This window comes from Pantoea sp. AG1095, from assembly GCF_003208415.1.
In the GTDB taxonomy this organism is placed as follows: Bacteria; Pseudomonadota; Gammaproteobacteria; order Enterobacterales; family Enterobacteriaceae; genus Pantoea; species Pantoea leporis.
This window is the reverse complement of record NZ_QKMJ01000013.1, coordinates 91,105-103,954: the sequence shown is the minus strand read 5'-3', so window position 1 is coordinate 103,954 and position 12,850 is coordinate 91,105. Positions and strand designations below refer to the sequence as shown.

12 protein-coding genes are annotated in these 12,850 nt (G+C 47.1%); 1 reads left to right on the top strand and 11 read right to left on the bottom strand.

The features are described 5' to 3' along the window. Nucleotides 1-98: 98 nt before the first annotated feature. The 11 genes from DEU53_RS20650 to DEU53_RS20605 all read right to left on the bottom strand — a co-directional run bounded on the left by DEU53_RS20650 (nt 99) and on the right by DEU53_RS20605 (nt 11,381). Nucleotides 99-1,538 (bottom strand): efflux transporter outer membrane subunit, encoded by a 1,440-nt coding sequence (locus DEU53_RS20650; protein WP_110868226.1) that lies wholly within the window; start codon nt 1,536-1,538, stop codon nt 99-101. Nucleotides 1,539-1,676: 138 nt separating this feature from the next. Next, the gene (lpxP, locus tag DEU53_RS20645; protein ID WP_101760701.1) at nt 1,677-2,600 is read right to left on the bottom strand and encodes a kdo(2)-lipid IV(A) palmitoleoyltransferase; all 924 of its coding nucleotides are present in this window, start codon (nt 2,598-2,600) and stop codon (nt 1,677-1,679) included. Between the two features lie 297 nt (nt 2,601-2,897). Further along, nucleotides 2,898-4,685 (bottom strand): PglL family O-oligosaccharyltransferase, encoded by a 1,788-nt coding sequence (locus DEU53_RS20640; RefSeq protein WP_110868225.1) that lies wholly within the window; start codon nt 4,683-4,685, stop codon nt 2,898-2,900. Then, nucleotides 4,624-5,421, bottom strand: a complete 798-nt coding sequence (locus tag DEU53_RS22965; RefSeq protein WP_146222858.1) for a hypothetical protein — start codon at nt 5,419-5,421, stop codon at nt 4,624-4,626. The genes DEU53_RS20640 and DEU53_RS22965 overlap by 62 nt, the downstream gene beginning before the upstream one ends. Continuing rightward, nucleotides 5,421-5,939, bottom strand: a complete 519-nt coding sequence (locus DEU53_RS20635; protein ID WP_158527645.1) for a fimbrial protein — start codon at nt 5,937-5,939, stop codon at nt 5,421-5,423. The genes DEU53_RS22965 and DEU53_RS20635 overlap by 1 nt, the downstream gene beginning before the upstream one ends. 5 nt (nt 5,940-5,944) lie before the next feature. Then, nucleotides 5,945-6,412 carry a fimbrial protein gene (locus tag DEU53_RS20630; protein ID WP_110868223.1) on the bottom strand — a complete coding sequence of 156 codons (468 nt, stop codon included), beginning with the start codon at nt 6,410-6,412 and terminating at the stop codon, nt 5,945-5,947. Further along, nucleotides 6,413-6,904 carry a fimbrial protein gene (locus DEU53_RS20625; protein WP_110868222.1) on the bottom strand — a complete coding sequence of 164 codons (492 nt, stop codon included), beginning with the start codon at nt 6,902-6,904 and terminating at the stop codon, nt 6,413-6,415. It lies immediately after the preceding gene. A gap of 11 nt (nt 6,905-6,915) precedes the next feature. Then, nucleotides 6,916-7,419 carry a fimbrial protein gene (locus tag DEU53_RS20620; RefSeq protein ID WP_158527644.1) on the bottom strand — a complete coding sequence of 168 codons (504 nt, stop codon included), beginning with the start codon at nt 7,417-7,419 and terminating at the stop codon, nt 6,916-6,918. An 11-nt stretch (nt 7,420-7,430) separates the two neighbouring features. Then, nucleotides 7,431-8,180 carry a fimbria/pilus periplasmic chaperone gene (locus tag DEU53_RS20615; protein ID WP_146222857.1) on the bottom strand — a complete coding sequence of 250 codons (750 nt, stop codon included), beginning with the start codon at nt 8,178-8,180 and terminating at the stop codon, nt 7,431-7,433. Between the two features lie 72 nt (nt 8,181-8,252). Continuing rightward, the gene (locus DEU53_RS20610; RefSeq protein ID WP_110868220.1) at nt 8,253-10,781 is read right to left on the bottom strand and encodes a fimbria/pilus outer membrane usher protein; all 2,529 of its coding nucleotides are present in this window, start codon (nt 10,779-10,781) and stop codon (nt 8,253-8,255) included. A 72-nt stretch (nt 10,782-10,853) separates the two neighbouring features. Next, nucleotides 10,854-11,381 (bottom strand): fimbrial protein, encoded by a 528-nt coding sequence (locus tag DEU53_RS20605; protein ID WP_101760694.1) that lies wholly within the window; start codon nt 11,379-11,381, stop codon nt 10,854-10,856. Nucleotides 11,382-11,860: 479 nt separating this feature from the next. Here DEU53_RS20605 and DEU53_RS20600 point away from each other — a divergent pair, with 479 nt between their 5' ends. Continuing rightward, the gene (locus DEU53_RS20600) at nt 11,861-12,790 is read left to right on the top strand and encodes a haloacid dehalogenase-like hydrolase (RefSeq protein ID WP_110868219.1); all 930 of its coding nucleotides are present in this window, start codon (nt 11,861-11,863) and stop codon (nt 12,788-12,790) included. Nucleotides 12,791-12,850 lie beyond the last annotated feature (60 nt).

Genomic DNA, 12,850 nt, shown 5'->3' with positions numbered 1-12,850 from the left:
GGGTGGGCTGAGTCCGGTAGCGTACAGGACTCAGCATTACGCAGCGCTTTAACTAAACGGTCCAGGTTATGGGGTTCAGTTCATTCATGGCGACCGTTTCAAACCTTAGAGCTGCCGCTCTGGAATCCGCCGCCCAAATCCTCAATCAAAACCACCGCAAGGTTAATTTGCTGCGCCTTCAGCGCCACCATTTTTTGGTCGGATTCGATCAGCTGATTTTGGATTGTCAGCACATCAAGATAAGGACGCAGGCCCGCTGCGTATTCACGATGCAAATCATCCCACGCGCTGTGAATCAGCTGGTTAGCGCTTTCCTGTTGCGCCAGCTGATCCTGAATCGACTGCAACTGAGTAATGGTGTCGCTGATATTGCCCAGTGAACTAATCAGCAATTTGTTGTACTGCGCTACCGCCAGATCGTAATCGGCGTCGCTCTCTGCTAAATCGGCGCGACGTTTGCCCGCGTCAAAGATCGGCAATGACAAACTCGGTCCCACATTAAAGAAGCGGCTTGGCGCACCAAAGAAGGCATCGCCGAGCAGTGATTTGGTGCCGGCTTCGGCCACCAAATTGATGTTGGGATAGAACTCGGTTTTGCTGGCGGCGATCTGTTTTGATGCCGCTTCAACGCGCCAGCGCGCGGCCACCACATCCGGACGACGACCCAGCAGTTCGGCCGGAATGGCGTTTGGCAGCATGGCGGCGACCGGCACATTCATCTGCGCCGGTTTTAGCTGGTGCCAGTAATCCGGGCCTTTACCTATCAGCGTCGAAAGCTGAATACCGGCATCGGTGACTTGTTGTTGAGCTTGCGTCAATTCGGCTTGCGCGGTTTTCTGCTGCGACAGCGCCTGCTTATATTGGTAATCGGAAGTGAGTCCAGCGCTGACATATTGCTGCTGAATTTTGGCGATACCCGCCGCACGCTCGGCATTCTGCTGCGCCAGTTCGGCATTATTCCAGGCGAGATTAAGGTTGTTCCACGCTCGCGTCACGTTCGCGGCCAGCGTTAACTGACTGGCCTGACGATCCAACTCGCTGGCACGTGCTTGCCCCAATGCGGCTTCAGCGGCATCTTTTTTGCCGCCCCATAAATCGAAGGTGTAGCTCAAGCCAACGTTAGCGGTGCGCAGCGTGCTATAGCTTTTCCCCTCCAGCAGCGGATCATCCACTTTTGCCACACGCGAGCGCGTAATGCCCGCGTTGAGATCGACATCCGGATAGCGTTCGGCATCGGCGGCAATCACTTGTGCATTGGCTTTATCCGCTTGCGCGTTGACTACCTGCAAATCCGGGTTCGATGCCATCGCATCATCAATCAGTCGATTGAGTTGAGCATCGTTAAAACCTTGCCACCATGCGCTTTTTGGCCAATTCGCGGCGCTGAAATGCGCGTTTTTCAGGGATTGACTGGCTTGCAGAGCGTTAGCATCAAGCAGCGTGTTTTTGGGGTGTAAGCCGTGTGGATTGGCACAACTGGCCAGCAGCGCAGTGGCAACGGCCAGCGCGAGAAATTTGCAGTGAAAGTGCTGTGTCATGGTTCTGGTCAAAGAGAGGTGAAGGCGACCATTACAAGAGGCGGGGCAGATTTTGACAAACCTGTTTTTCGTTAAGAATGGTTGTTAAATGTGAGCAGAGAAAATGAGCAGCAGGCGAAAACCTGCTGCATCAAGAGATTAGATATAGAGAGACGCTTCACCCGGCGGACGGGTTTTAAAGCGACGATGCAGCCACAGATATTGGTCGGGCGCGCGCAGAATTTCATTTTCAATCACGCGATTCATGTAAGCAGCGGCAGCGGCTTCATCTTCATACGGATAATTTTCCAGTTCAGGCTGAATAATCAGCTGATAACCGCTCTTATCCTGGTTACGAATCAATACGATGGTCAGCATCGCCGGTTTTGCCAGACGAGACAAAACATAGGTGCCGTTGGTGGTCGCCGCTTGTTTCACCGCAAACAGCGGAGCAAACACGCTGCCTTTGGGGCCGTAATCCTGATCCGGTGCGAACCAGACCGCTTCGCCTTTTTTCAGCGCCTGCACCATGCCGCGCAAATCGCGACGATCGATCATCGCTTTATTCGAACGCATGCGACCTTTGGTTTGTGCCCACTCCATCGCCTGATTATTGTGCGGACGATACATCGCCATCATTGGCTGGCATAAACCGGTAATGCGGCCGCCCAGCTCCAGCGACATAAAGTGCACACCGATGACCATCACACCACGCTGGTGGCTTTGTGCGTGCTGCAGGTTTTCCAGACCATGCACTTCGAAGTAACGACGCACGCGTGCATCAGACCAGAACCAGGCAATGCCGGTTTCTGCCAGCGCCATTCCTAGCGATTCGAAGTTGCCGGCGATCATCGCCTCGATTTTCTCTTCCTTAATATTGGGGAAGCACAGCTCGATATTGCGACGGGTGATGCGTTCGCGGCGCTTCAGGAAGTGACGCGACAATTTGCCAGCGCCAGCACCAAGCCGGATCAGAATGGGGTAAGGAAGTTGCACCAGCAGCCACAGCACACCTAGCCCAAACCAGGTAAACCAATAACGGGGATGCAGAAGTTTGGAACGGAACTGCCTGGATTTCGTCATAACGCCTTCATGTCGGGGAAAAAATGTATCGCACGAAGAAAAAGGGTCCCTGAGTTCCTGGAGCGGTACAACTGTATTGATTACGACCAGCACTTTAGCAAAAAGTGCCGTCAATGTTACCCAATCTCTGCAATCCTCAGGATTGAGCACATTCATGGTTAGAACGGCCTTATTCTATCACCTTTTATTCATTCCCTTTAAAAACAGCAGGGTAAACTCATCCTAAAGAAGTCAAAATAGCCATCACGTAGTGGATTAAGAACTGTCTGTTAATAAGGACACACTAATCTTTACGCTTTATTTACTTTGTTCAGGAAGATTAAAGCGTTTGTCTTCAGGAAAAAGCCGATGACCGCGCTGATGCAGTCTCTGTTGCCATTCCATGTCTCCCTGCAACATGGCAATTTTAAGCAGTGAATAGGTAACGTTGGCATCATGGTGCTTTGTCAGGTATTCCCTTGCCCACACTTTGAATTGGATTAATTGTCCGACATCTTTTGTGCTGTTGAACGTCATTAGACGATGAAGGTTTGCATCAAACTGATAGCGCTCCCATTGGACGTAAGGATTGATAAGTTGCTGAGCATGGGAAAAATCAGCAAACCTGTTGCGCTCAATTTGCGTCAGGATGGCATTGGTGTGCAAACCTGTTGCCGCAAAAACCATCAATGCGAGAGCAAAAAGGGTGACAAACCCAGCCGCAGCGTAATGCGCCAACGGGCGCAGAGTCAGGCTTTGCAGATCTGACTCAGATTGCATCAGACGGATTAGCAGTAGTAATACCAGACCATGCGGCGCGGACTGGTAGAGTGGATACTCAAAAAGCAGATGGGTCACGATAGGTAAGGTCATCGCCCAAAACGTAAAGGCGCGTCGCCTTGCATGAGGGCTACCGGTTACGACGGGCTTGAACCATGCCCAAATTATTAGTGCCACTCCCGCCAGCGCAATAACGCCATTTTCCACCCACTGAAACAGGATTTCATTATGCGGGTGCGTTGGGGGACGAGAATTCAACGGATGCGCCGTTTCCTCACGTACGTGCAGCAGATAATCGTGCTCAAAATGACCGGCACCCCAACCACGTAAAGGACGTTCGGCGATCATATGCAGGCTGTGCGTGATCATCTGCACACGGCCTGCCGTTGAATGGGTTTTATCCACTTTTTGTAATCCCGCCATGGGGGCATACGCGAGCAGGGTCTGGCAAGCTATCACAATTGCTAATGCAATCGGTAAGCCAATCAAGAGGTGTTGCCGCCAATGGCGATGCCGGCGGAATGTCCAGATAAGTAAAGCGCTACTGGCCGACGCACCAAGCCAGGCAACGCGAGACTGGATGATCGTTAAAATCACCAGCAATACAGCCATGATCGCTGCCAATAGTAAACGAAGCCCGCCATGACGCACCTTAAAGCTAAAATACAGCGCTAACGTCCAGCCAGTAGCCAGAAAACTACCCAGTAAATTTACCTGCTGGAAAATGCCATAGACGCGGGTGCCATCTGCCGGAAATTCCATCCAGTTATTTGCCCCCGTCATGAAGAGTTGGCATAGCGCCAGCATCGCTTGCGCCACGGCCGCAGTAATAATGCATACCAGCCAGAGCCTTTTAACGTTTGGCGAAAGGGGGATTTGTAGCATGGCCAGGTAAAACAGCAATGCCAGAGCATAGGCAGTTAGCTGAGGGAGTAAGGTCACATCATGATTGCCGTAAAACGTATAGAGTATGGGCTGGCTAAGGAGCAGAAACGCTAGCAGCCATATTGGTGTCACCTTTGCCACTCGCACCCCGTCCGTCGAGGGGGTCGAAAAGAGGCATTTTATTGCCACAATAAAAATACAAATGCCCATAAAAATGAGCGTAATAAGATTTTGCGGCAGGCGAAAACCTGAACCGCCCATATTGGCAACGTAAACTTGCAGCATCAATAGTAAGTCGCTCGCCACGACCAATGACATAAGTAATGTAGTAAATGGGGGCTTGCGAAAATTAGGGATAAAAAACATGTTTTTCTTCAAATCAATAAGCGGAAATGATGAGCGTGCCGGCACCATTAAATGCGCCAGGTGCGACTGCTCCATGAGTACGCAGCGTTGAGCTAAGCGTAAATGTTGCCAGCGAGTCGGCTGAATTTACTTTAAGCTCAATGCCTTCAGAAGCATCTTGATCGTTGACTTTTAATTCAGTCTGCAAACTGTTATCCGAACGGAGTGAGACAATATTGGTGTTAAACCCTACCGCGTAAATTTGTGCCGTTGTCGCTGAGCTACAGGAGAGTGTTAACTGCGTTTGAGCAGTATTACCGTTTATGCTTTTATCAGAAACATAGCCGTGATAGAGATTAGTATCACCCAAAAGTGAACAGCTGACGGGATATTTATGATGCTTGATACAGATATTATCAGGCAGGAAGGTTGCATCACGCCAATCATTTTGAAATGCTGCCAATCGGAAACAATTGTATTCAGCTGACCTGCCGTCTATTTGGAAGGTATGTTCTGTCGATAAAGGGTATTTAGCTTTATACGCTTTTCCCAGTTCTCCAATGGTTGCATAGTTTTCTGCAGATAAGACATTTGGCGCATGAATGTCTGCGGGAACCCCATTATTTTCCGGAAAAGATGCGATCTTACAGCCCGGCTGCTTATAACACGGATTTTTCAAAGGGCTATCTTCATCCCAGTGATAAACATACACACGAAAGGTAGTATATTGCCCAATCCAGGAAAGAAAAGTATTATGGCTGATGATCGTGGCTTGTGCTAATGCAGGAGTAATTATGCAAATAAAATAAAAGATGAGTTTAAAAATGCTCATTAGTGATACTCCAGTTCTACAGTTGCGCTGGCATTGATTGTCCCGGGTTGTAATTCGTTATTTTTAATGCTTTCACGATTAGCAGACAGGAATAAGTCAAAGACAATTTTGTTGTCACCAGAATGGAAAATCCTCTCGACGCTTTTGTTTATCGTAATAAAAATACCTTTTTCTTCAATGCCAATGGCGATACCTTTTGCGGTACTGGATGGATCAAGTGCCATCATGCCCGCTTGCTGTGCATCTTCTGTTGCCTTAAAGGTGATTGAGAGTTTATTGGTTGTTGAGGTATCGCAACCCTGTAAATTAAGCGTTATGGGAATACCCGCGGTACGCTGGTAGCGATAAAGAAATTTATTAATGACGCTGCCAAAATCAATAACAATATCACTGCTGTTGGGGTCAAGTATGCAGGGTTCCTGCACCAATCCGCCCTTAAAAGAAAAGTCAGCAGCTGCAAAGGCGTTTATAGAACATGTCGATAGCAGAGCTATTATTAACATAATATGGAAGCGCATAATCATTACTCGTATTTAATAACAAGCGTTGCGAGCGCTTTAAAACGTCCGCTTTTAAGAGCGCTGCCAGCTCGCTTTACCGGAACGGCATAAAATATTGGCTGCGTAACATCATCAAGCGTAAAGCGCTGATTAATTATAACCGGTTGATTATTTTGCATTATCCTGATACCTAAATCATCAATCCCTGTAAATAATGCGCTGGCATCAAAATTGCTGGTTATGCCCAAAAATGCCAGTTCCAGCTGTTTTCCCGGCGGGGTCCGACATACGATGCTGATGGGAACACGCTGTTGATATCTCACACCATCAATATGATTTACTCCTACTGCATCACCAAAATCAACGTCTGCCGGTTTGTCATTGTTTATTACGCAATTAATACTGATCAGTGTGGCTGAAAAATTTATTTTCACAGCGTGTGAATTACAACAATAAATAAAGAGTGACAGTATGAGTATTGCAGTTTTCATTCACTGAGGCTCGACAATCAGTTGAGCACTTATTGTTAACTTACCTGGCAAGGGTATTGAACCAGATTTTTTAACAGGAACCACCTTTAGAGAAAAATCCCCTGTCTGCACGTAATTGTATTTTTTGTTTATTTCGAGTGGTGTGCCATCTTTACCATTGATGAATTTTATCCCAACGTTGGTGATGTTAGTGCGTATTGCTGCTTTATCAAATGTTGCTGCGCTACCCGATACACGGAAGTAAAGATTTTCGGAATAGTTTTCATCGCACTTAATCGACAGCGTCAGCAATTCAGTGTATTTCAGACCATCTATTTCATTAATATCCACACTGTCGCCAAAGTTGACATCGATATCTTTATTATTGTCAATTTTACACGGGACGTTAATCAGCTTTCCTGAAAAGTTGACGCCTGCATTGGCATTAGACAACGTGCTATGCAACGCAAATGCAATGATCAGTGGACAGAGCATTATTTTTATAATCTGCATTCCGTGTCTCCTCAACGAACATTCAATACCATGGTGGCGGTTGCAGTAAAGTTACCCGCTGTGACTTTGACCTTGTTTTTAACCGGCACGGCAATCAATGTGTTTGATATTCGCCAATCAATGTTGTGTGCTTTATTTATTTCAATGTCTTTACCGTTTAATATTAATTTGATGCCCACGTTGGCGTTGGTGGTAGAAATGACATTATTATCAAACGCCGCCGCTGTAGCTGAGATAAAAACTTCCTGCTCCCCGTTGAAAGCTCCCGGACACGTGACGGTGAATGGCACCGATTTACTGAACCGGATACCATCAATTAGTTGAATGATGATATCGCCGAAGTTAACACGACTTTCTCGATCACCATTCAAAGTACATTGGGAGCTGACGATAATCCCCGACACATTAATTGGATATCTATTCGTGCCGGGGATAATTTCTTCATGCGGCGCGATCGGCGCTGAGAAGAGCATTTCGCAGTGCAGCAGTGCGAAGAAGATGACCAGCCACTTCATGCTGTTCATGCTTATTCGCGGCTATCAGTTACACGGCACACATTGGCTTTGCAACTGAATGTCAATTTTGGCCGACCGCCGAAATCGTCGATATAGCTTAATACCGGATGCGAACCTAACTTACTGGCTTTTACGTTAATAGCGGCACTGCCCTGTGGCGGAATCATGATCGGTTTAAAATCACTTTCTTCTTTACCATCAACATGACTGGCTGCAGTAATCAGCGTGACATAATATCCGGTAGGATTTATCACCGTGTATTGATCACCGTTTTTTTTCAACGTGAGTTGATTTTGTACGGGTTTGATTGAAGCTCGTGGATCGATCATTAATTTTACTGGGCGATAAAAGAGTTTGATGCGGGTCTGTAACGCAATTTGTAATACGTTTTGTTTTTCACTGCGTGGCGGAATCTCGCGCAAATTAAAGTAAAACAAAGATTCACGATCCTGAGGCAATGATTTTGCGGCAGGTAAAGATTGGATTTTAATCGCGCTTTTATGACCCGGCTCAATACGCTGAACTGGAGGGAGCGCCATAAGCGGCGACTTTATTTTTTTTCCTTGCTCATCTTCCAGCCAGCTTTGCGCCAGATACGGACGCGCTTTATTTTCATTGCTGATATTCAAACTGATTGAGCGTTCAGCGCCGTCATAAATGACGCGGGTGCGATCCAATGCAACAGCAGCCAGCGTGCTTTGTGAAAAAATCATAGCGCCAAACAGCATCGCCACGGTAGCGAGAGAAGCCTTCAGGTTCATAAAATTAATACTCACTCTATATGTCTGGGGTAATAGAGCGACAGATACTCAACAAACTTTAATGCGCAAAAATTATTCTTTTTCTGTACACGGAAGCAGCAGGTTTGTTTCTCCACTCTCATCAATGGGTAATACTTTTGGGAAGGTAATTTGGCATTGAATATTGCCGTTCCAGCGGACATCCATCAGCATTTCAGGGTTTACACCACTAAGCCAGACGCTGCCCATCTCATCAACAATGCCGGTCTCACGCCCTTTACTTAATACGCTCGCGCCAAACGGCGGATAACTGCCATCACTTAGGCGAATAACCGCCATTAGCTTTTGACCTTTAATTAATCGAAAGCGACGATAGCCAATGGCGCCTTCGGTTAAGGTTAATTGCAAAACGGGCGACTCCGCTTCAATGTCATCGTTGAGTTGGTTGATATCCAGTTGTGCCTGATTACGTATATAGCTACTGACATCCGCCAGTACCGCTTTTCCGAATTTGTTGCTATGAGTGGCCGCACCGGAAGACTTAATGGGCACATCGCTAATACCTTCAGTATCCAGCATCAGACGCGTGCCTCCAGGTATTATGGTGCGATGTAATGCTGCTCCATGTGCTGTGGCCGTTAATCCTCCCTGCATGGACAGGGCTGCGGAGCGATACTGACCGGGTTTATAACTGGCACTATAGTTCGTTAGCGTGTTATCGCCGGTATGGGTGTAGTAGCCACTATAAGCGCTTCGTTGTTGGCGATCGACATTGGCGCCTAAGCGATAACTGTTGCGTTCATCCATGCGGTTATACCAACTCAGGCTATTGATTTGGCCGGCATCTGAATTTTGTGCATTGATATTCAAGCCCGATGAGGTCCCGAAAGGCACGTTCAGGCTTAAGAACACTCCGTCATCTTGTATACCTGAATTTTGTGCGCGATAGGCGGAGAGATTGAAACTGACGTTTTTAAAATTTCCCACATCGAAATAACGCGCAAACGACATATTCCAGCGGCTGGTCGCCTGACGATTCCAGTAAGTCTGATAGTTATAATTTAAAAATGCGCTGACGCCGAGTGTACGGAATTGTTTATTAAGTGAAACGGTATAGGTCTGCTTATTCGCTGCATTATTACGAATAACCAAATGCTTACGGCTCGCCTCAAGATATTGATTTAGACTAAGATAGCTCTTCTCCGTAAAGCGATAACCTGCGAAGGTAACCTGCGTGTCATAGTTTTCGAAGCGTTTAGAATAACTCAGGCTATAGGAGCCGCCAGAGCGCGTTTGGTTATTAGGCAGCTTTGCATAAGATTGGGTTGCGGTGAGTGCCAGGGCCCCAAACGATAAGAGGTCACGCCCTGCACCCAACGACGCGGCATGATATTTTCCAGAGGATAATCCACCCCCGAGCAGCGACCAACCGTTACTAATACCCCATGAGAATTCCCCTGCCATTAACCTTTCATTCTGCAGATGAAATCTATCGTCTGTCGTTTGCCCTACCGCCGCCTTAAAGCGAACCTGTCCAGGGCGACTAAGATAGGGAACAGATGCGGTTTCGACCTGAAAGGTCTGAATGCTGCCATCTTGCTCTTCAACTTTGACATCCAGCGTGCCAGTAATAGAGTCGCTCAAGTCCTGAATAATAAAAGGACCGGGAGCCACCTGGCTTTCATATAACACACGTCCAGCGTGACTAATGGTGACTTTTGCATTGGTCTTCGCCACGCCACGGACCTCCGGTGCGTATCCACGCAAATTGGGGGGTAACTGGCCATCATCACTAATAAGGCTGGCGCCAACATAGCGTGCATTTTCAAACACATCACTGGCGAGGTCATTCTGACCAATAATTAATTTTGCGCCCCAAGGTTTGATTGCCCTAAATGCCTGATATTGATTCCAGTTAAAAGTAGAGGTTTTAGTGTTATTGGCAGTGTAATGAGTACCATTCCAGAACGCACGCATACGCCAGGGACCGGCGTTGACACCTACCACGCCATTACCGCTTAATTCGCGTGATTCACTGCCTTGTGCCGGGGAGGAGTAATTAAAATTGGTGTTATAATCCGCAATAAATCCAGCAATCCCTTCGTCCCAGCGTGAAGGGGGATCCCAGTTAGCCGTTTGATATTCAATATATGCCTGAGGAACACTCATGTAGAGCGTTGATGACGCGAGATCAGGACGCAAAATGATACCCGGCATGATATCAAGCCGGGCACATTTTTCATTATTCCAGTAGGTAACTTTATCTAACCATGACTTCTTTAAACCGAAGCCTGCCATCATTTTTGGTGTTAAGCAGGCGACAGTTTCGTTTTCATCATGTTCAGACGGTAAAAAAGTAACCTCCTCGGTGGGTGATTCATTGTCATTAATTTTGATTGCCATGTCATATTGACCAGGCATCATATATCCTGCCCGGGAAAATTGACTCATATCAATGTTTTCCCGGTCGGAAATATCCATGTTGTCCAGATTAAACTCAACTTCCTCTGCTAATGCACCGCTAATAGCACTGCTAAAAAAAGCCAATGATAAAGCAATTACTAACGGGCGTAAGCGCCAGTTATTTTGAAAAGGAAATGAGTTCCTGGTATGGACTGACATACTACTAACACCCTGTTGAAATAAACAAGAGATGCGCAGATTACGCATGTCTCTAATTAGCGTGGAAAACGATTACTGATAATCCAGGCTAAAGTCGACGGTGCTTTGAAATACCCCCGGTGTGATGGTTGCAGAGGCACCATCACCCTGCAGATATGCAGAGAACGACAAAGTGTTGCTACCATTCTGCAGAGTCATAGTTGATGGCTGGCCCAATTTAATTAGCTGGCCTGAGCCATCTGTCAGGCCAATGCTGGCACCGCTAGCGGTACCGGTCATGCCAATCAGGGTCGGTACGGCAGCAGAGGCCTGGCCGGTAAAGGTCACACTCACATCTTTACCTGCGGTGAAATCGCAATTCTCCAGTTTGATGTTGAAGGGTACCGGTGTTGATTTACCACCCGCTGCCAACTGCTTTTTCGATACCTGACCCAGATCAATGGTTTGATCCTGCGAGCCTGGGTTGATTGAACAAGGTGCATCAATAATTGAGCCCTTAATGGTGACAGTACCTGCACCCTGGCTATTTACAGCGTTAGCCAGGCTGGCGGTCATCATCAATCCCAAGCCGAGTGCGACTGACATCTTGTTAAATCTCATAATATTTACCTGTTCCTATATGGGTGTTTGAAGGCGCAAAGGAAAAGAACCGCGATAGTGATGAGCATAAAATTCGCTTTCCTTAAACGATCCATTGCATGTGCACGAATTGAAGGGCGACAGGTTTCTCGAAAAAATTAATAGGAAAAGTAAAATATTACGATCACGAGTAATATTCAGAAAAACAGGGTCTTTTTCTTTTCATCCTTAGGGCATTAATAAGTTTTGTGCTAGAGATATTAAGGAGGAAATTTCAAAATTAGAGACATTTCTTATACACGGAAATGAAAATGTCTTATTTAAAATGAAATAAGGCGTTGCCTGATGATGAACATTTTTTTCATGTATAGCTTTCGCTACCTGGTACAGGGGATATTTACAAAGAGTTGATCAGGGCGGATATCTTTTGGATCCCTAACTGTTATTTTATGCATAATTTCCCGATCTTAACCTGATGCTTACCAAAGAGAATAAATTCTATGACACATAAACGTTTGCTGGATTGCTCAGCTTCCGAGCTGCTGCCGATGGATAAAGATGCGTTGATATATGCTGTGCGTGCCAGCGAAGGACGGGTGGTAGTCAGCGAAACTATCGGCATGACTTCACCTTTGCTGCATAATATTACTAACGCCGAATTGGCGGCCTCTCAGGGTGCTGATATTGTATTGATCAACATGTTCGACAGTGAAAACCCTATTATTCATGGCATGCCCGCAAACATTGCGCCGGAACAAACATTACATGAATTATGCCGGCTGACCGGGCGTATTATTGGGGTCAATCTTGAAGCGGTAGATCCTGATTTTGATGCCACGCATCTTGATGGATTACAAATGGTGCCAGGGCGCGCGGCAACAGCGGAGAACGCCTGCCGTTTGGTGCAAATGGGAGCCAAAATTTTGGTTCTCACGGGCAATCCTAATAACGGTGTGAGCAATCGTGCGCTGGCTAAAGCGGCGAAAATGATCCGCGAGGCGGTTGGTAACAGCGCACTCATTATCACCGGTAAGATGCATGGTGCTGGCATTGTTCAGGAGAGTGGCAGCGACATCCTCACCGAGCAAGATATTGCTGAGTTCGTGCAGCAAGGGGTTGATGTGGTGTTGGTGCCTGCACCCGGCACACTACCGGGTATGAGTCAGCAGAAAGTTGCCTCACTGATTGAATGTATTCATTCGCATGGCGCTTTGGCGATGACCGCGATCGGGACATCGCAAGAGGGGGCAGATGTGAATACCATTCGTCAAATCGCGTTAATGAGTAAGATGGCGGGCGCAGATCTTCATCATATTGGTGACACCGGTTACATCGGGATGGCATTGCCTGAAAATATCATGGCTTACAGCATTGCCATTCGCGGTATCCGGCATACTTACACGCGCATGGCACGCTCAATAAATCGCTAACCCGCATTAATCGTCAAGCCCGTAGGATGACGGACTTGACGTTATTAATGGAGGGCGTGA